General features: G+C 46.4%; 19 protein-coding genes and 1 other RNA gene. 6 read left to right on the top strand and 14 right to left on the bottom strand.

All coding sequences use genetic code 11. The features are described 5' to 3' along the window. Window positions 1–10: 10 nt before the first annotated feature. The 8 genes from lnt to AC3B6P_RS05035 all read right to left on the bottom strand — a co-directional run bounded on the left by lnt (window position 11) and on the right by AC3B6P_RS05035 (window position 6,173). The gene (gene lnt / locus AC3B6P_RS05070) at window positions 11–1,522 is read right to left on the bottom strand and encodes an apolipoprotein N-acyltransferase (protein ID WP_489805027.1); all 1,512 of its coding nucleotides are present in this window, start codon (window positions 1,520–1,522) and stop codon (window positions 11–13) included. A gap of 17 nt (window positions 1,523–1,539) precedes the next feature. Continuing rightward, complete coding sequence (locus AC3B6P_RS05065; protein ID WP_489805549.1) at window positions 1,540–2,370, bottom strand: GNAT family N-acetyltransferase; 831 nt, start codon at window positions 2,368–2,370, stop codon at window positions 1,540–1,542. Between the two features lie 135 nt (window positions 2,371–2,505). After that, window positions 2,506–3,063, bottom strand: coding sequence for a Fur family transcriptional regulator (locus AC3B6P_RS05060; protein WP_489805026.1), 558 nt, complete (start codon window positions 3,061–3,063; stop codon window positions 2,506–2,508). Window positions 3,064–3,171: 108 nt separating this feature from the next. Further along, window positions 3,172–3,579, bottom strand: a complete 408-nt coding sequence (locus tag AC3B6P_RS05055) for a Ros/MucR family transcriptional regulator (RefSeq protein ID WP_489805025.1) — start codon at window positions 3,577–3,579, stop codon at window positions 3,172–3,174. Window positions 3,580–3,866: 287 nt separating this feature from the next. Next, window positions 3,867–4,304 (bottom strand): GNAT family N-acetyltransferase, encoded by a 438-nt coding sequence (locus tag AC3B6P_RS05050; RefSeq protein WP_489805024.1) that lies wholly within the window; start codon window positions 4,302–4,304, stop codon window positions 3,867–3,869. Between the two features lie 22 nt (window positions 4,305–4,326). Beyond that, complete coding sequence (tsaB, locus tag AC3B6P_RS05045) at window positions 4,327–4,995, bottom strand: tRNA (adenosine(37)-N6)-threonylcarbamoyltransferase complex dimerization subunit type 1 TsaB (protein WP_489805023.1); 669 nt, start codon at window positions 4,993–4,995, stop codon at window positions 4,327–4,329. Then, window positions 4,992–5,588: a malonic semialdehyde reductase gene (locus tag AC3B6P_RS05040; RefSeq protein WP_489805022.1), complete on the bottom strand. Its 597-nt coding sequence runs from the start codon at window positions 5,586–5,588 to the stop codon at window positions 4,992–4,994. Before AC3B6P_RS05040 ends, tsaB begins: the two co-directional genes overlap by 4 nt. A gap of 9 nt (window positions 5,589–5,597) precedes the next feature. Then, complete coding sequence (locus AC3B6P_RS05035) at window positions 5,598–6,173, bottom strand: NifU family protein (RefSeq protein WP_489805021.1); 576 nt, start codon at window positions 6,171–6,173, stop codon at window positions 5,598–5,600. Window positions 6,174–6,393: 220 nt separating this feature from the next. On the opposite strand from AC3B6P_RS05035, the gene fbaA reads away from it, so the two are divergent. Further along, entirely contained in the window at window positions 6,394–7,497 is a 1,104-nt protein-coding gene (gene fbaA, locus AC3B6P_RS05030) for a class II fructose-bisphosphate aldolase (protein ID WP_489805020.1), read from the top strand. A 5-nt stretch (window positions 7,498–7,502) separates the two neighbouring features. Here fbaA and AC3B6P_RS05025 read toward each other — a convergent pair whose 3' ends face one another. Together AC3B6P_RS05025 and thyX are read right to left on the bottom strand one after the other, a co-directional pair. Next, window positions 7,503–7,754, bottom strand: coding sequence for a hypothetical protein (locus tag AC3B6P_RS05025; protein ID WP_489805019.1), 252 nt, complete (start codon window positions 7,752–7,754; stop codon window positions 7,503–7,505). A gap of 42 nt (window positions 7,755–7,796) precedes the next feature. Then, window positions 7,797–8,711, bottom strand: coding sequence for an FAD-dependent thymidylate synthase (gene thyX, locus AC3B6P_RS05020; RefSeq protein WP_489805018.1), 915 nt, complete (start codon window positions 8,709–8,711; stop codon window positions 7,797–7,799). Between the two features lie 104 nt (window positions 8,712–8,815). Here thyX and ssrA point away from each other — a divergent pair. The 3 genes from ssrA (at window position 8,816) to AC3B6P_RS05005 (ending at window position 10,937) form a co-directional block, all read left to right on the top strand. Beyond that, window positions 8,816–9,138, top strand: a transfer-messenger RNA (tmRNA) gene (ssrA, locus tag AC3B6P_RS05015). Window positions 9,139–9,225: 87 nt separating this feature from the next. Continuing rightward, window positions 9,226–9,807: an SspB family protein gene (locus tag AC3B6P_RS05010; RefSeq protein WP_489805017.1), complete on the top strand. Its 582-nt coding sequence runs from the start codon at window positions 9,226–9,228 to the stop codon at window positions 9,805–9,807. Window positions 9,808–9,875: 68 nt separating this feature from the next. Continuing rightward, on the top strand, window positions 9,876–10,937 hold the full coding sequence (locus tag AC3B6P_RS05005) for an AbrB family transcriptional regulator (protein WP_489805016.1): 1,062 nt from the start codon (window positions 9,876–9,878) through the stop codon (window positions 10,935–10,937). A gap of 29 nt (window positions 10,938–10,966) precedes the next feature. Here the strand turns inward: AC3B6P_RS05005 and AC3B6P_RS05000 are convergent, their stop codons facing one another. The 3 genes from AC3B6P_RS05000 to AC3B6P_RS04990 form a co-directional block, all read right to left on the bottom strand. Beyond that, complete coding sequence (locus AC3B6P_RS05000) at window positions 10,967–11,842, bottom strand: hypothetical protein (RefSeq protein WP_489805015.1); 876 nt, start codon at window positions 11,840–11,842, stop codon at window positions 10,967–10,969. A 118-nt stretch (window positions 11,843–11,960) separates the two neighbouring features. Continuing rightward, entirely contained in the window at window positions 11,961–12,179 is a 219-nt protein-coding gene (locus AC3B6P_RS04995) for a hypothetical protein (protein ID WP_489805014.1), read from the bottom strand. 221 nt (window positions 12,180–12,400) lie between these two features. Beyond that, window positions 12,401–14,098, bottom strand: coding sequence for an alpha-keto acid decarboxylase family protein (locus AC3B6P_RS04990; protein WP_489805013.1), 1,698 nt, complete (start codon window positions 14,096–14,098; stop codon window positions 12,401–12,403). Window positions 14,099–14,477: 379 nt separating this feature from the next. Here AC3B6P_RS04990 and AC3B6P_RS04985 point away from each other — a divergent pair, with 379 nt between their 5' ends. Both AC3B6P_RS04985 and AC3B6P_RS04980 read left to right on the top strand, forming a co-directional pair. Beyond that, on the top strand, window positions 14,478–15,689 hold the full coding sequence (locus tag AC3B6P_RS04985; RefSeq protein WP_489805012.1) for a transglycosylase SLT domain-containing protein: 1,212 nt from the start codon (window positions 14,478–14,480) through the stop codon (window positions 15,687–15,689). A 14-nt stretch (window positions 15,690–15,703) separates the two neighbouring features. Beyond that, window positions 15,704–16,270, top strand: coding sequence for a DUF1643 domain-containing protein (locus AC3B6P_RS04980; RefSeq protein WP_489805011.1), 567 nt, complete (start codon window positions 15,704–15,706; stop codon window positions 16,268–16,270). Window positions 16,271–16,283: 13 nt separating this feature from the next. On the opposite strand, the gene dld is transcribed toward AC3B6P_RS04980, so the two are convergent. Further along, window positions 16,284–17,987, bottom strand: a complete 1,704-nt coding sequence (dld, locus tag AC3B6P_RS04975; RefSeq protein ID WP_489805010.1) for a D-lactate dehydrogenase — start codon at window positions 17,985–17,987, stop codon at window positions 16,284–16,286. Window positions 17,988–18,044: the final 57 nt, after the last annotated feature.

Below are 18,044 nucleotides of genomic sequence, written 5' to 3'. Positions count from 1 at the left end.
AACAACAATACTAACGCTTCTTTCCATACCCCATACCAATCGAAACTGCAATCATGAAAACAGAAATAAGAACTGGCGTTAGTTTTCCAAATAATGAAAAAAAAGTTCCTTTTTTTGGCTGAGGTATTTGCGAAATCATTATTTCCTCTTTTCCCCATGCTGTTTTCTTTACTTCATGCCCCCTTGAATCATATAGCGCAGATACACCCCGGTTATTTGCAAAAACAACAGGAATCCCCTCTTCTACTGCACGCATACGCCCAGTTGCCAGATGTTGATAAGGCCCCGCACTATGGCCATACCAGGCATCATTTGAAATGGTCAGAAGCCAGTCTGGTCGGTCATGAGAGGCCGTAACCTCCCCCGAAAAAATAATTTCATAACAGACCATTGGGCCAACACGCCCTGTTTCAGGAAAATTCCATGTTTTAAGACCATCTCCTGCCGTTATAACTTCTGGTAAGATATTAAAAGGAATGATAGCAGGCTGATACTCTCCAAATGGCACCAGGCGACTTTTATCATAAATCGCCTTAATCTCCCCATTCGTATCAACTGCCTCCAGACTGTTATACCAATGGTGATTCATTCTGCGATCGGAACCAATGAACGATATAGAGCCTTCTGCAGCATGGGCAATCGCCTGACGCGCCCATTCATCTTCATCCAGAAGACCAGGAAAAGCAGATTCAGGCCAGACAACCACAATGGGTCTTTCCGCTATCAAAGTCCGGGCCTTTTCAACACCTTCACGCGTCAGAGCAAGATAGGACTGAAACTGTTTAAATGCATCTTCGCGGCCCAGAACCTCTTTTTCAGTAACATTTCCCTGCACAAGCACAAGTGCAGGATTAGAAGAGTTTTTATAATGAGGATGTGTCCATAACCAGCTACCCACCATAAGCCAGAGCAGAGACCCTCCCAGAACAAAAAACTTCCCGCTTCTCTGCTTCCAGAACGACAGAGAAGCCAGGACCAGAAAAGCCGTTATCCCATCAACACCAATAAGACTGGCTGGTTGTATGAGGATATCACCTGCAAGTCCGGGTAACTCCAATGCACTGCCAAGAGGATTCCAGGGAAAACCTGAAAATATAAAAACGCGGCTCATATCGCTTAGCGTCCAGAACCCCGTAAACATAAAAATACGGGACCAACCCGGCTTAACAAAACGGCAGAAAATCGCTGGTATAGAGATTAAAGGCGCGATAATCAGCGCCACCCCCGGAGCCGCAAGGGGAACTGCCCACCAATATTCATGAACTCTGGTTAAAATGGCGTTCGTCAACCAGTATAATCCGGCTATATGAAACCCCATACCAAAAAGAAAGCCTCGTAAGGCTGCCCTTCCTAGTCCAGCTGCACTCTCACAAACCTGAAACAACAGAGGTAAGGTCAAAACCAGGATAGGAAAAAAATTAACTGGCGGCAGCGCTAACGCCGACAGAGCACCTGCCCCAAGCAAGACAAAAGCTAGCCGCCACTCTGAGCGACAATCAATAATCCTGGAGAAAAGAGGCATTTGTGCCCTATGACTTTTTAATCAAGGGCATCCCTTAAGCGACGCTCATAATGACGATAATATTTATCAGCAAGAAGCTCACTTTTCACGATGACAGCAACATCAGTTGTATTAAACTGCTCGTCAACCACGGCACCATCACCTACATATCCGCCAAGGCGAAGGTAGCCTTTAATCAAAGGGGGCAAACGACTGAGACAGCTTCTCTGGTCCAACTTCGTCGGATCTGTTCGCTGCATAGTGACATAACGCTCTGGAAGCGCTTTTACACGCAAAGCTGGTGGCGCCAGATGATTATGATAAAGCCATGTCAGCTCATCATTCAGAGCGTCAGGGTCCGTCCCATGCAGACTTGCACACCCAAAGAGAATATCAATACGATGCAGGAAAATATAAGAAGCAATTCCACGCCATAATAGCTGCATAGCGGTACGACCGCGATACTCCTTCGCGACACAGGACCGCCCCACTTCAAGCAGATGCCCCGGAAAGCCCGTTAAAGGGGAAATATCATATTCAGAAGATGTATAAAACCGGCCGACTTTACGCGCCGCTTCAGAACGCAAAAGACGGTAAGTCCCAACAACGCCACCTGCATCAGATGCTTTTGAGTGGTCTATAACCAGAAGATGATCTGCAACCTCATCGAACTCATCAGAGTCCAAACGAGTCTGCATAACCCTCTCATCTGGACGAGCTCCCATTTCTTCAAAAAAAACTTTATAACGTAATGCCTGAGCTGCTTCTTTTTCTGAATCAGTCTGAGCGATTCTTACACCAAGCGTCCCGCCCCGCAATTCCTGAAACCCGCCATGGCGGTCCAGGGAAAGTGTCGCAAGCGTTTCCATCTGCTCACGGGCAGTTTCACTACTCACAACCCTGACATCATCATCCTGATCATCTGTCTGACTATTTTCTGACGAAAGAGAAGATTGTGCCCCGAAAGAACGACCTTGTGCCAGCATTTTTACAGTCATACACGGTCATCCTTCATTACGTGATCCACTCTCTCCACGTTTTTGCGACATTACGCTAGACGCTGCCTGAGTTTCCAAGGGCGCGCCATTATCCACCGCCTTGTCAGACCGCCTTCCGAAGAGTTCTACATGATTTGAAACCAGATTATAACCTAATTTCGCGGCGATTTTTTCCAAAAGAGAAACAAGTTCGCCACCTTCAAACTCTACAACGCGGCCTGTATCAATATCAATAAAATGATAATGACGTCCATGTTCGGTTGCCTCATAACGGGCACGACCACCACCGAAATCACGCTTTTCCAGAATACCTTTTTCTTCCAGCAAGCGAACCGTCCGATAGACAGTTGCAACTGAAATCCGGCTATCAAGAGCAGAAGCCCGACGATAGAGTTCCTCTACGTCGGGGTGATCTTCAGCCTGAGACAAGACATAAGCAATAACACGACGTTGGCCTGTCATCTTTAAGCCGTTCTCGACACACAAGCGGGCAATGGGAGAATCCCCTACACCTGCACCATCGAGAGAACGCCGTTTTTTAGACTCGTTATAATTGACTACCATATAGAGGGGCCTAGCCGATTAATGGGTGTTATGTCCAATTTAAAAATCAGGCAAAACACTTCTTGACCCCTCTATAATGGAATTTTTCTTCACTGTTGCAAAGATAATTCACTCACCGCGACGACGGCCCAGTCCAATACGGCGTGCCAACGAAGAACGATGATTTGCATAATTCGGTGCAACCATTGGATATTCAGGTGGAAGGCCCCAGCGTTCACGATATTCCTGCGGCGTCATATTATAGGCAGTCTTTAAATGACGACGTAAAAGTTTCAGCTTTTTACCATCTTCAAGGCAAATAATATAATCGGGGAAAACAGACTTGCGGGGAGGAACCGCAGGAACTGGCTTTTCCTGAGTTGCGGAAGGGCGTTCTGCAACGCCGGCAAGGGCGCCGTAAACGGAACGAACAAGGTCGGGAACAACTTCAGCCGCAACATCGTGGCTCCCAACATAAGCGGTCACGATCTGTGCGGTAAGTGCGCGCAGGTTCGGAAGATCAGTATCTGATGACATGGAACTACCTGTCCTCTTTCATGGTTTAGTTATCGAGCTTATGAACAAAAGTCTCAAAGGTGGAAGTCTCATACTATTTTCTTCAGAAAGATTATAGTCTTAATAATGAATAAAACTGACAAAATCAGACATTTAATCTTCCTGTGAAGGAAAACAGTTCTGAGACAATGTATCACTATATATAGTTTATTCAAATAGAATTAAAAGGTTCTTAAATAAAATATTTATTTTATATAAAAAAAATTAATATGATTTGACGTTATCAGCAAACACACACCCTATGCTCATTATAAAGAATATCTTAACAGGATTGCATCGCTTCCATCTCGATAATAGCCTGCTCTATGCCCAACTTCATGAAAACTACATGTCTTATAGAAAGAAATAGCTGCACTATTAGTGATACTAACTTCCAAGTAAATAAACTTTACAGAGCCTTTCACAAAGTTTAAAAAATATTTAAAAAGCGCCACCCCAACGCCCCGTCTCTGATGCGCAGGTCTGACGGCAAATGTCAGAACTTCACTTTCATCACATACTGTCCTGGTAAGTAAAAAACCAAGAGGCTCGTCACCTTGTAAGGCAAGCCACGCGGTAACTCCTGGTAAAGACATAAGTTGACCTAAAGAGGATTCATCCCAGACTTCCCCTTTTTTCTCGAAAGCCTCTTGATGAATCGCAGCCAATAAAGCTGCCCCTTCCAGACCAATAGTTTTGATAATCATTAGATTTCTTTCTGTCAGCCATTCAGACTGGCGCAGGCCGTAATCCCTTGGCGGGCAAACGTGCTTCAGGAGGGTCAATATAAAGAGGTTTCAGAGGGAATATTTCTTTATGACAGGCAGCCTGATAAATCCCCACTGCATCTGGGGCTGCAAAAGGAAGGATATGGATACCAAGCTTCGAGAATACCCCGTTACTCCCTGTAAATTCCTGAAGTGCATCCTCCCCAGAAACAGCATCACCCAATAAAAACTGCCAGTTTTCCGGTTGTAGTTCCTCGAGGGAGGCAGCCTGAACATGCTGACGGGGAGCATCTATAAAAACGCGCCCCCTCCTAGCCAGACAAAGACAGACTGCTTCCGATTGCCCAGCTGTCTCTCGCAATGCATCTCCAAGGCGGACCCCCTTGGCGGCGCATCCCCATCCACGAGCAAGACCAGCAGCCAAAGAAAGTGAGGCTCTCAGTCCTGTAAAGGAGCCTGGCCCTACCACAGCAATAACCTGATCTGGAGCAGTCCGCCACTCAGCTTGCGCAAGAAGTGCCTGCACGGTTGGAGAAAAACGTTCTGAAGCCCCCCGTCCAGCCATAATTTCGGAGGCAATAACTTTTTCACCCTCCATGAGGGCAATCAGATTTGTCCGTCCTGTTCCCGCACCAGAACCATTTAAAACAAGAGAACGCTCAAACTTCACAGGCACAAACAAGCCTCATCAAAGGATAAACGCGTTGCACGCTTGAAAGATTCTGCATCTTCACTCTCACAGGAATAACCGAGTGCCACTAGAAAATTGGCTCTCCAGCCTTGTTTCTGCATAAAAGCTTCTTCAACCGTTGCACTATCAAAACCAGACATAGGTATGGCTGAAAGACCCACTGCACGTGCCGCCATAATAAGATAGGCCCCCTGCAATGTTCCGTTACGAAAGGCAGTTTCCTCACTCAAACCAACATCACCAGCAAACCATTCCCGCAAACCGGAAAGCTCATTAAGACGGGGCAGATTTTCAAAAAAGAGTGGGTCATGTGCCACAATTACAATCACAGGAGCTGTCATGGCTTTTGCAACATTACCCGCAGATAGAGCTGGCTTGAGCTTCTCATGAGCCTCACTACTTGTCAGAAACACAAAACGTCCCGGCTGACAGTTTCCTGAAGTAGGCCCTAACTTGAGAACATCATAAAGCTCATGCAATATTTCTTTCTCAATCGGCCGAGAGGACAGCTCTTGAGGCGTATGATGCTGCGTGAAAATACGTTTTAACGGGAAAAATATCTCTTCGGCCATAGAATCTGTTTATTCCTCTACCTGCTCAACAGAGGTAATTTCAGGAATATAATGACGGAGCATGGATTCAACCCCGTGACGCAAGGTTGCCTTGGAAGAAGGACATCCAGCGCAGGCCCCCTGCATAATCAGGGATACGACCCCTTCCTTATAACCCTTGAAAATAATATCGCCCCCATCGCCTGCTACAGCTGGACGTACGCGTTCATCCAGCAACTCTTTAATCTGTGCAATAATTTTCTCGTCTTCAGGAGAGGAGGCATTTTCTTCAGACTTCTCTTGAAACGATTCTTCCTGATTAGAAAAAGGACGTCCTGACGCGATAAAGGCCGTCAAAGAGGCAAGAATAACAGGCCGGAGATCGGACCAATCTGATTCGTCTGTTTTTGTCACAGAAATAAAATCATGCCCCAGGAAAATGTTTTTTACTTCCGGGAAAACAAAAAGCGCTTCTGCCAAGGGCGAAATATGGATATTCCCCTCGCGATTCGTAAAATTAAGGGGAGATTTATCTCCCATAACAGACCGCCCTGGCAAGAATTTAAGCGTCGCAGGATTAGGTGTATTCTCGATTTCAATGAGCATATTATTTTATCTGTTCCGGACTCTGCACTGTGTTCATGAATTTTTCGAGATGGAACTTTTAATCTCAAAATACAAGATAAATTAATAGAAAGCCTGTTAGGCAACGAAAGAAAGTTTCAGGGATTAAAAAATATTAAATTCAGATTTAATCTCTTGGGTAAAATTTTATTTATAGTCTATTATGAAGACCGTTAGTCTTTTCAACATGGCTGGTAGATTCATGGATAACCTTCCTCATTCCCCAAATTCTCCATTGCATGTCCCTGCTGGTGTGGTTACAGGAGCTGATTATCGCACGCTTCTGGAAGCCTGCCGTGCAGGAGGCTATGCTCTGCCTGCAGTGAACGTTGCCAGTTCGAGCATGGCTAATGCCGTTCTAGAAGCAGCTTCACGCACTCATTCTGATATTATTATTCAGGTTTCACATAGCGGCGCCCGTTTTTATGGTGGAAACGGATTGGAAGATACTCATAAAGCTGCTGTTTATGGGGCCCTTTCTCTTGCGCACCATGTCCATCTCCTCGCGCAATCATATGGCGTAGCCGTTATTTTACATACAGATCATGCAAATCGTTCCCTCATTCCCTGGCTTGATGATCTCATCACACATAGTGCTCAGCATCATGCCAGGACAGGGCGCCCTCTCTTTTCCTCTCATATGCTTGACCTTTCCGAAGAGACGCTAGACGTCAATATCGAACTTTCGGCACAAATGATCAAACGCCTGACTCCGCTTGATATAGGGCTGGAGATTGAACTGGGCATTACAGGTGGCGAAGAGGATGGAATAGGTCACGAATTTGACGAAAACGCGACCGATAACACCCGCTTATACACCCAACCTGAAGAAGTCCTGAAAGCCTGGCAAGCATTAAGTCCCTTGGGTATGTTGTCTATCGCCGCAAGCTTCGGCAATGTTCACGGCGTCTATAAGCCAGGGAATGTGAAGCTCCACCCCGAAATCCTTAGGGATTCTCAATCTCTTGTGCAACGCGTTACGCAATCAGGCCCCAAACCGCTTCCTCTGGTTTTCCACGGTGGGTCAGGATCGGAACTTGAAAAAATCAAAGAAGCCATTTCCTACGGCGTATTTAAAATGAATCTGGATACAGATACGCAATTTGCATATGCCCACAAGGTCGCTGCCTTCATTAATGAGAATCAGGAAGCTTTTGAGCACCAGATTTCCCCTAAAACGGGAAAGCCTTTCAAAAAGATCTATGATCCACGTGCCTGGTTACGCCTTGGTGAACGTGGCCTTGCTGATCGTGTGACCGAATCCCTCCAAATTCTGGGATCTGAAGGCAAAAGCATTGTACGCTAAATAGTTTAGGGATGATTTAAGGCAGAAGGGGGTTCCCTTTGACAGGAAACCTCCTTCTGCGTGCCCTTCCCGCATAGAGGTAACGGCCCATGAGCATGCAAAGGCCAGAAAAGTTCGATCCCGACTGAAATCAGAATAAGAAAAAGAGCAATAACGGCCCAAGGCCAAAGAGATGGCAGAGGCTTTTCCAATGGAGGGATATGTTGCTCATTTTGTAAGGCTCTACCCTCTTTCAGGATTTTTTTAAGATCCCCCACACCTTTTTCTCCATTTCCCCTGTGGCTGTCACCATTACAGCTTTATAGAGAAGGTTTGCCTAATACATCCATCATTTCAGTCCATTCTCTTTTCGTAAGACCTGACGTCTCCTGTTTTACCTCTTCACCTTCAAGCAGACGACGCAAGACCTTCAACATTCCCGCAGAAAAACTATAAGCTCCGAGGCGATACTCCTCGAAGGCAGCTGCCGTATGAGGCACCCATGCTTTAAGAATCTCGATCATTTTTTCAGCATAAACACGAATTTCATATTGTGCATGGGGGTCAGCCCTCAGAGCCAGAAAATGCATGAAATTATGTAAATCTATTTTCCAGTACCACTGCGTGTACATGTTCAGCGTCAGATTAATTCGAGCCAGTTCACGAGCGACACCACCCTGCTCAGGAGAGAGAAGACCCTCATAATCCTCATAACAACGTGTAGCATCACGCTTGAGTATCTCAAGCACATCCTGCGCAAGGGTTGGGTTAATGACATCTCCCCTTCCCTGATTATTTGTCATACTCTGTGTCGCAATCTGCGAGAGGTCAGGGAGATAAAACTCTTTATCCATAACAGAATAACGCGCGGAATATTCATTCACATTTGCCATACGATGACGAATCCACTGACGCGCTACAAAAAGAGGCAACTTTACGTGAAACTTGATCTCGCACATTTCAAAAGGGGATGAATGACGATGACGCATTAGATAGCGTATCAGACCTGCATCTTCAGAAACCCGTTTTGTGCCTGTACCATAGGAAACTCTCGCTGCCTGTACAATAGCATTATCGTTACCCATATAATCCACAACACGGATAAATCCATGGTCCAGAACCTCTAACGGCTCAAAAAGCAGGGCCTCCATCGCTGGGACTGTCGGGCGGGAAGTCTGCTGGGGTGCATTGCGCTGAGCCGCAATTTCGGCACGCTGTTCTGATGTCAACGCCATGGAACGATATCCTCAATTTCTGTCACTTATTTTATTAACCCATACCATCTAACATATAATTCCGTGAATCCTCTTAAAGATATAACGACATGCAAAAGATTTATCTTCTTGCAAAAGAAAAGATCTATCCCTATCTTCCAAGGTGCTTGGGGATTTCCCCGGCTATGGCGATAAACGGTAGATGGAATAAGTGTTGTGGACCCGGGGGCGGTACCCGGCGTCTCCACCAGCTTCCCCTGGTTAAGCAAGGGTGTTTGGGGACGAAACAGGCTCGACACGCATGGTAAAGATCTATCTTTTGCCCGGCATTGTACCACCGTCATCGGGCTAAACTTACAAGTGCCAACGATAATTCAGAGGTGCTCGCTGTCGCAGCTTAAGCGATAAGCGCGGTACGGGGGGAACCGGGCAACAGAATCCCCCCACTTTTGAGCTGCTCTCTGAAGCGGCAAAAATTGTTCCTGGTCGGTGAGACACCGACAGAAGTCATCTATTTAATAATTGTGATTAGGTTATGAGCGACGATTTTAACGGTAACGGCCCAGACGATTTCGAATCCCCTCTTCCCGAGAGCCTGATCCCTTATGATGCCTGGCTGGAAGATGCTCACCGTGATGTTATGCTTAAAGCTCTAGACTATGCCAGTCAGAACGGACTGCCTGGGGAACATCATTTTTACCTGACATTTCTGACGAATATGACGGGAGTCGAGATTCCGCAGCGTCTTAAAGATCGTTACCCGGAAGAAATGACGATTGTCCTTCAGCATCAATTCCGTAATCTCGTGGTTGATCACCAGAAACGACAGGTCTCTGTAGGACTTTCTTTCGGGGGAGTACCTACGACACTTATCATCCCTGTACATGCCATCACAGCTTTTGCTGATCCACATATCCAGTTTGGCTTGCGCTTTTCCGGCCTCACTTTTTCTGATGACCAACCATCTGGAGAAAAGACCAGGCAGGATAAGGCACCAAGCCTCATACGTAGCGAAGCGGCACCTCCTTCTTCGTCTCAGGAAAATCGTCAGCAGGCCGAAATTGTCAGTCTTGATGCTTTCCGTAAACGTCATCCTGATTCAGAACCGCATACTTAAAATTTATTTTTAGTTTTGCTGTTCTTATTTTGCATTTCATAAAAGAGACCCGATACTATCAGATAATCATGCAGTGGCTCATTCTTCTCGGCCTTTCTGCAATATTTATCTGTTTTTTCCTTGCTACTCATCTGACAGCAGGCTTTTTGCTAGGGGCAATGATTGCCGCTATCATTTTAGCCATTACAACAACCCCACCTAAAATCAGTCGTTCTTTATTTTCTTTGGCTCAAGCTGTCTTAGCAAGTGTTGTTGTCAGCAGCCTGTCCCGGTCTGTTTTGCATGATATTGGGCAACACTGGGCCGTTGTGCTTTTTAGTGTCTTTTCAGTTATTATTGTCAGCTTTCTGAGTGGCGCTATTCTTGCATGGTTCCGTATTATGCCCGGTACGACTGCCCTTTGGGGCTCGTCACCGGGAGGTGCCTCCACAATGATGCTTATATGCGGCTCCTTTGGGGCAGATCCTCGTTTGACTGCCTTCATGCTTTATTTTCGGGTAATTCTGGTTGCCCTTGCAACTTCCCTAGTCGGCTGGCTTGTCACTGACACACGCCATGAATCCTATTTCCCGACAGCTCCTGAAGGAAATCATTTTCTTACATTAGCTCTCATCATCATAACAGGTACAATTGGGGGTAGAATCAAATTTCCTGCTGCCCCTCTTTTACTCACAATGGCTGTCGGTGCTTGCTTACAGCTCTCCGGCTTACTGACGGTCGCACCCCCTTTATGGCTCCGTCTGCCTGCTTATATGATTATCGGCTGGACGATTGGCTTACGTTTTACGCGACCCGTGTTACGCCACGCCTTAAAGACACTTCCTGCCGTCGCATTTTCCTCCATTTTGCTCGTCACTATTTGCGCATTACTCGCCTTCCCCGTTGCAAAATGGGCTCATATTGACCTTTTAAGTGCCTATCTTGCGACCAGCCCAGGCGGCCTGGATACCATTATCATTATCAGCACAGCTATTCACGTAGCCTTGCCTTTTATCATCGCACTACAGACAGCAAGGCTCCTTGCTGTTCTTGCTTTAGGCCCCCTTATTGCCAAACCTCTGGGACATTGGCTGGAAACACATTCTTTAAAAAAAAGCTCCCGCCCATTTACTGAGCAAGAGCTTGAATAAAATATCCGACAAACGAAATGGAAGATTACTTAATGATTATCTTCCCTCAGTGCATCAAACTCATTAACCTGATCTGCTTCCGAAGCGACAGCAACCCTGCTTTTACGGAGATATTCTTCCCATAGCGGCACATAATGCGCATACCCAGCTGTATTTCTGAAAAACCAGTGCCGCCATGTATGAAAAACAGGATCATGCTCACGATAGGTCGGATCATCCAGAAGATGACGTGCAGCAGGCGGTTTCCCGGCATGGAAATGCACGATTGTCGCCTCATCACTCACCCCCCAATAAGGCTTCCAGTTATAACGGGCTGAAAGAGGTGACCAGTTCTGATTATAGAAAATACGCAATAATTCCTGATCATATCCTGAAACATAATAAAAATTATCACATAAAAACTCGACCATAGCAGGGAGATCATTTCCGATACGCTCAAGATTCATCACCATGACGCCGGAATTCATATCAACATAATAGTCCTGTGGTTCGAACTGACCACACGCGGCAAAAATTTCAGGGCGGCAGAACTCAACACACGGGTCACGAAGGAACATGACGTCACAATCTGTGTAAAGAACGTATTTATCCTCTTTCTCAAGTAAAGGCAGCTCAAGACGCATAAAAGCACCTGCTGCTGTTAGCATATAATTAGGCCATTCAGGCTTCTGTTTTCTCTGAGCTTCCTGCAAACGATCAAAAAAATGAAGTCTGTGGAAAATGACATTGACCCCCGCAGCCCGCATCTCACGAGTAAAATCACATTCCTGTCCATCAAACACCATATGAGGCACCAGGGTTGTGTTTTCCTTCGCAGACTGAACAGCAACACGGATACAATCAATAAAACCATGTTCAGGATCATTGGAAAGTGTCAGCTCAGTAATTGCAAAAAACCACTTCATCCTTATCCGCCCTTTATCGACACGATCGTCCAGCTCTCATACTGAATAAAATTGACAAACCTTAAGGAAATAGAAGCTCACCCCTAGTCTGGACCCCAGCCTGCAAGCCTCTTTGCCTTTACCAGTTTCGCGAAAGCAGCCAGAATTCTTCAGAGGTCAGCGTAATAACCCCCTGCCCCTGCGTCTCAGCAGCAGCCCGGGCCAGAGCGTGGATACGCTCAATCATAAGAAATTTGCGTTGATAAGCCTCTGTCATTTCATGAGCTGCCCGTAATGTATGCAGGGCCGCTTCCGCTGCCTTCTCAATTCTTTTTGCATCAAGTGCTGCGTAAGACATACGTGTCTTCCTTCAATAGGTTCATCTTAATAACTGCAACTTATAAAAGCGTCCACAATATATCAGCCAGGGAAATAAAAGGCAATTTACATCAATAAACTCCCCTTTTTTTCACAATTCTTCAGAATATCTCCCTAAAGGGATGGTCGCCTCTATAAATCAAAAGGCAGGAGGCCCAATCGACCCTCCTGCCTGACGTTAAAATCGTAAAATTGCCCGGTTTATTTCTTTGGTGGGCGGCTATTGGTTCCGGCAACGTGACGCCCCCAGGAAATCAGTTCACTAGTGCAATCATCACGAGGGATAACACATTCAATCAGCACTGGGCCGCCTTTGTGAGCAAAAGCAGTCTTAATCGCCTCATCAAGCTCACCATTTGTCGTGGCACGCAACCCTTTGCCATGACCATCTGTAGCATTAAAGGTCGTCATGATATTGGCATAGTCCCAATTCTTGACATTATTATATGGACCATCATGAATCTGGACTTCGATTGTATAACCATCATTATTAATCAGGAATATAATTACCTCCAGATTATTACGAATCATCTGAGCGACTTCTTGAGCCGTCAGCTGAAATGAACCATCGCCGACCATCAGGATATTACGCCGTTTAGGCTTCGCGATGGCATAACCAAAGATTGAAGGCACGGACCAGCCAATATGTCCCCACTGCATTTCATATTCCACACGTGCGCCATGTGGTAACTTCAGACGATTAACATTGAACCAGGAATCACCAGTCTCACCAAAAATGGTTGTATCACTTGTAATCATGGCCTGAACCGAGTTCTGAATATGCTCTCGGGTCAAACTTGCAGCCTTATCCACTTTTGCAGGAATGGAGTCCTTCTCACTGGCAATGATGCGTTTATACTCAACCATCGTCGCATCTTTTTTCGTCTTACCTGCAAAATATTTTGCGACACCTTCAAGCACATCACGCAAATGGATTCCGGTAAATGTCTGATCACCAACAGTGACGACATCCTTATCTGCATTGACTACAGCCTCACCACGTGGCCAGTAATTCCATCCCTCAGTTGAGTAATCATTGAAAACACATCCAAGAGCCAAAATCCCATCTGCCCAACTAAAAAGATCAACTACTTTCGGAGAGCTTGCACTCCCCCAATAGGTACCGACATAAGCTGGGTGATTTTCAGGGAAAAAGCTTTTAGCCGCAGACATGGTCGCTACCGCGCAGCCGAGAGCATCCGCCAGCCTGACTGTTACTTCTTCAGCACCAGCTGCACGTAATTTACAGCCAGCAAGAATGACCGGCTTGGCCTTACCCTCAATAAATTGGGAGATTGCAGAAATTGCAGCTTTCAATGTTGCCGGATCAGAAGGGCGCTCATTAAGGAGCGCGCTAACCGGCCCAGGAGCACGGCAAGGCTGCGCGGCAACATTACAGGAAATTTCAATATAAGCAGGTTTCTTTTCTCTTAAGGCCGTTGCAATCGCATAATCAATTTTTTCAGGCGCATCTTCTGCAGAGATAATAGAGACAGCCGCGCATGTTAGTTCTTTGGCAATACGCAACTGATAATCATAATCCGTGGTACCGATCGTATGGTGCAGGATATGGCCACTGGCATAATCATTTGAATTAGGAGCCCCTGAAATCAGGATAACAGGCAGATTCTCTGCATAGGCACCACCAATTGCATTGAGTGCTGATAATGCTCCAACGCTAAATGTAACAATCGCAGCCCCTACGCCATTAGCACGCGCATAACCTTCAGCAGCAAAACCACAATTTAATTCGTTTGAGCAATAGATCTGCTTCGTATCTTTGTTAAGAAGGAACTGATCCAACAGAACAAGATTATAGTCACCAGCGACGGCAAAATGATGCTTTACTCCAACCTGAGCAAGGCGTTCAGCCAAATATTTCCCTACATTGTACAACATAAATCCCTCATTTACTGATTTATTAAAGGATCATAAGGGCTGGAATAATATGAGACACGGTAAAACTAAGTATAATTCTTGATAGACCAGCTCTTATCTCTATTAACTTCAGTAAGGCTACCATCTTTATCTAAATAAGAAATATAAAATGCTTGTGAATAGAAAATAAAAAACAAAATATATTATTTTTATATGTATTCATTACTTTTGAGTATGCTTCTTATGGGCTCATTTTCCACTTTTAAAAATAAATATCTTTCTCATCATTAAGTCTCTGTAACAGAGGGTCAATTATAGATAAAATTATAGGTCTCTCTGCCAAGTTAGCATATACTCTGCCTGTTCCAGATGGGCATAACAAAGAGTTACAGGCGAGATAATGCAGATAAGCAGCAACGTTACCCCGGCTTTTAAAGAGGGATCTACGCAAAATTTTCTGCCCCATATTTTCATTTTCAGCCTATTGCTTCTGCTTGGTGCCTGTGCGCAAACCGTTCCTTCAGGGCCGGGCGTTCCCCTCATGCAGGAAGTTGCGGAATATCAAGCTCATGCCCGCTCATATTATGCGCCGCCCGGTCCTTCATATGATCCGTGGGGGCCTTATATCCAGGAAGCCTCGGAACGGTTTGATGTACCTGATATATGGATTCGAGCGGTTATGAAGCAGGAATCAGGTGGTCACCTCTATGACGCAAATGGAAGGTTGATTACCTCAGCACCCGGCGCTATGGGCCTCATGCAGGTTATGCCTCCTGCCTATGATGATCTGAGACAGCAATATAATCTTGGTCCCGACCCTTACGATCCCCATGATAACATCCTCGCCGGGACAGCCTATATCAGGCAGATGTATGATATTTACGGCACGCCAGGCTTTTTGGCGGCCTATAATGACGGCCCTGGCAATATTGACCATTATCTGCGTCAGAACAAACCCCTACCGCGTGAAACCCGTCATTATGTGGCGGCTATCGGGCCACATATTATGGGCACCTGGCCACATAATCGTTCACGGGCTGACCTGATGGTCTCGCAATATGACAGGACCGCCCAGCGTTATGCCTCAGCAAATACTGAGAGTTTAAATGACACGTCACTAGATGATGGCGCCTCCGCTGCTATCAGCGCTGCACGATCATCGTCCGGCCCCGCTGCCCCACCATTATCTGGGAGCCAGTCTGTCAGTGCCGCCTGGGCAGCACGCGGCTATACTCCAACACCAGCATCTCGCGTAACCCTACGCCCCACGCCGCAGAATGACCCAGGCGACGACCTCGTTCGGGTGCGCTCCATCCCACTGGCGCACCCAACCCGCAAACATGGCCGGGTTACGGATATGATCAACACAGGCCAGTCTGGATGGGCGATCCAGATCGGCAGTTATATCAGTCAGAAACAGGCCAGTGTTGTTGCAAACAGACTCCGCCATTTTGTGACATCGAGAAGAAATGTCTCAATTACAATTACACCTGTCCGTGTCAGAAACCGTACCCTCTACCGCACACGCTATACAGGTCTCACAAAAACGCAGGCTCAGCAAAGCTGTCAAAAACTTTCCTCTGTAACTGCCTGTTTTACCGTCTCTCCTTAATTTAGAGTTTTTCCTTGAATCATAAACTTTCAAACCATTTTGTTGGCAAAGCGAAACCACTTAATCTACGCGATGACGTTGTCAGCACCGCGCTCTATGGAGGACCAGGTGACTGTTACCGCTATTGCCTGAAACGCGTCTGGAACGATAAAAAACCAGTTATCATGTGGCTCATGATGAACCCATCAGTTGCGACAGAATTTGGCGATGACCGTACTGTCGCTAAATGCCAGCGATATAGCCGGACATGGGGCTATGGGGGGATGTTTGTCGGAAATAGTTTCGCCTATCGCTGCACGGACCAGAAACGCCTTCTGGAAGTTTCCGATCCTATCGGGCCTCTGAATGATCATTATTTAGTTGAAATGGGGAAACAGGCTGAATTTGTCATTCTGGCTTATGGCACGCCACAGGCTAAAACATTACAACAAAGAGGAACAGACGTTGCCCGCCTACTCTCCCAACAAAAAATTATCCTGAAAGCCATGCGCCTCAGTAAGAAAAGCGGACGTCCTGAACACCCGCTTTATCTCCCCTCTGCCTTGGTTCCAATCACATTGGACCCGGATTCATTCATTTAGAGCCTGTTTACAATCAGGAAGAAACAGATTCGGCCACCCAGTTCCGCAGCTTTGTCGTATTGCCAATGCCTGGATTCAGGCAATTACAGGGATCAAGCTGCTTATAATGGTCAACCATGGAAATTGGCGCATTATAAAGATGGCCCAGATTATGCTCTGCGGGGTATCGTGCCCCGCGACGATCCAGAATAGGCCACATGGCATGCTCCACAGCCATGGGATCAACCCCTTTCTTAACTACATAATCCTGATGCAGAACATGACAGAGAAAATGGCCATAATAGAGCTTCAACACCAGTTTGCTCTCAATTTCAGCAGGCAATCTTTCAAACCAATCCCAGTCATTACGTCTCAGACCAACATCCAGCGCTAAAAGCCCCCCTGTTTCAGAACGATGGATCGCATTATAACGTCCGGCAGCACCAGCTGCAGCAAAACGATGTAATAATGCCAGCTTTCCTTCTTTTTTTGTGCATTCGAAAACACCTCCCTCTCCTAACATGGACAGTGTTTTTGAAAACCATGGTGCCAATTTCTCAGCAAGTGTTCCAGAAGTCTGGATAATCAGGTGATGTTCATAACGATCACGACAGACTTTTATGCGCTCTGGCACCTGAGAAGGAAGGAACTTACTGATAAATTGCAGGATTCTATCCCCAAGAGCAGCCGGAAGCCACGAAAAGCGATGAGGCAGCAGGTCCACCCATGCTTTCACACCAAAGAAAAGCGGGAGATGTTCCGTTCCTAAAAACCTAATCATCGCAACCGTATCACGACCATAACGATCAGCAATATCGAAAGCATCACGATGCATATATTCACCACAAATCGGGAGTTCATCAAATTCTGTCAGAAGGACCCGACGCACCTTTTCCAGGACTTTTTTATCATTTGTTCCCAGATAAAAAACGCGGGTTTCATCTTCCTTGGGAAAAGTATCCAGCCGGACAGCGAAGACGACCAGCTTGCCTGCGCAGCCTGATGCCTCATAAAGCCGATCAGGATCAGCATTAAAACGAGCCGGTGTCTCCGCCTCGACCTCTCTGACGCGTTTTATGTAATCCGTATCATGCCCACGTCCTGCGGACCAATCAACTGAGTATTCATCGAAGGTTCCCTTTTCGACCGCTTCAAGAACCGCCTCTGGGTTATCACCACAGTTAATTCCCAAATGATTGACAAGCTCAAGCTGTCCCTGCGCATTAACGCGACCAAACAGGGCCATTTCTGTATAGGCTGGCCCCCGCTGTACCAAAGCCCCACCTGAATTATTGCTGACCCCCCCCAGAACAGAAGCCCCGATACAGGATGACCCAATCACTGAATGAGGCTCACGCCCCAAAGGTCTGAGACATTTTTCCAGCTCATTCAATGTTGCTCCAGGCAAACAAAGAACCTGTTTGCCTTCGCCTAAAACATGAATCCCTTTCAGACGTCTTGTACTAACAATCACAACGCGGCGATCATAAAAATCACCATCTGGTGTTGATCCACCTGTCAGCCCTGTATTGGCTGCCTGCATGATCAGAATACGGTTCTGCTGCACACAGAGTTGTGCAACACGCCATAACTCAACCAGACTCCCGGGAAGCACAACAGCTTCCACAGCGCCTCCTCCAAAACGGAATCCTCTCTGATAACGGAAGGTCTGACCGGCACTGGTCAGCACGTGGGACTTCCCGACAAGGGTAACCAGACCTGAAACAAAGTCGTTCATCAGAACCTCACATATGTGTCATGACCTTCATCACAAAAAAGTCATAATCGCCAAATT

This window comes from Aristophania sp. ESL1142 (genome assembly GCF_058107345.1).
The sequence above is the reverse complement of the archived record's forward strand: the minus strand, read 5'-3'. Positions and strand labels throughout refer to the sequence as shown.

Excerpts from the sequence above, each read along its gene's own strand:
- lnt (WP_489805027.1), bottom strand. The coding sequence starts at position 1,522 with ATGCCTCTTTTCTCCAGGATTATTGATTGTCGCTCAGAGTGGCGGCTA.
- AC3B6P_RS05065 (WP_489805549.1), bottom strand. The coding sequence starts at position 2,370 with ATGGAAACGCTTGCGACACTTTCCCTGGACCGCCATGGCGGGTTTCAG.
- AC3B6P_RS05060 (WP_489805026.1), bottom strand. The coding sequence starts at position 3,063 with ATGGTAGTCAATTATAACGAGTCTAAAAAACGGCGTTCTCTCGATGGT.
- AC3B6P_RS05055 (WP_489805025.1), bottom strand. The coding sequence starts at position 3,579 with ATGTCATCAGATACTGATCTTCCGAACCTGCGCGCACTTACCGCACAG.
- AC3B6P_RS05050 (WP_489805024.1), bottom strand. The coding sequence starts at position 4,304 with ATGATTATCAAAACTATTGGTCTGGAAGGGGCAGCTTTATTGGCTGCG.
- AC3B6P_RS05040 (WP_489805022.1), bottom strand. The coding sequence starts at position 5,588 with ATGGCCGAAGAGATATTTTTCCCGTTAAAACGTATTTTCACGCAGCAT.
- AC3B6P_RS05035 (WP_489805021.1), bottom strand. The coding sequence starts at position 6,173 with ATGCTCATTGAAATCGAGAATACACCTAATCCTGCGACGCTTAAATTC.
- fbaA (WP_489805020.1), top strand. The coding sequence starts at position 6,394 with ATGGATAACCTTCCTCATTCCCCAAATTCTCCATTGCATGTCCCTGCT.
- thyX (WP_489805018.1), bottom strand. The coding sequence starts at position 8,711 with ATGGCGTTGACATCAGAACAGCGTGCCGAAATTGCGGCTCAGCGCAAT.
- AC3B6P_RS05010 (WP_489805017.1), top strand. The coding sequence starts at position 9,226 with ATGAGCGACGATTTTAACGGTAACGGCCCAGACGATTTCGAATCCCCT.
- AC3B6P_RS05005 (WP_489805016.1), top strand. The coding sequence starts at position 9,876 with ATGCAGTGGCTCATTCTTCTCGGCCTTTCTGCAATATTTATCTGTTTT.
- AC3B6P_RS05000 (WP_489805015.1), bottom strand. The coding sequence starts at position 11,842 with ATGAAGTGGTTTTTTGCAATTACTGAGCTGACACTTTCCAATGATCCT.
- AC3B6P_RS04995 (WP_489805014.1), bottom strand. The coding sequence starts at position 12,179 with ATGTCTTACGCAGCACTTGATGCAAAAAGAATTGAGAAGGCAGCGGAA.
- AC3B6P_RS04990 (WP_489805013.1), bottom strand. The coding sequence starts at position 14,098 with ATGTTGTACAATGTAGGGAAATATTTGGCTGAACGCCTTGCTCAGGTT.
- AC3B6P_RS04985 (WP_489805012.1), top strand. The coding sequence starts at position 14,478 with ATGCAGATAAGCAGCAACGTTACCCCGGCTTTTAAAGAGGGATCTACG.
- dld (WP_489805010.1), bottom strand. The coding sequence starts at position 17,987 with ATGAACGACTTTGTTTCAGGTCTGGTTACCCTTGTCGGGAAGTCCCAC.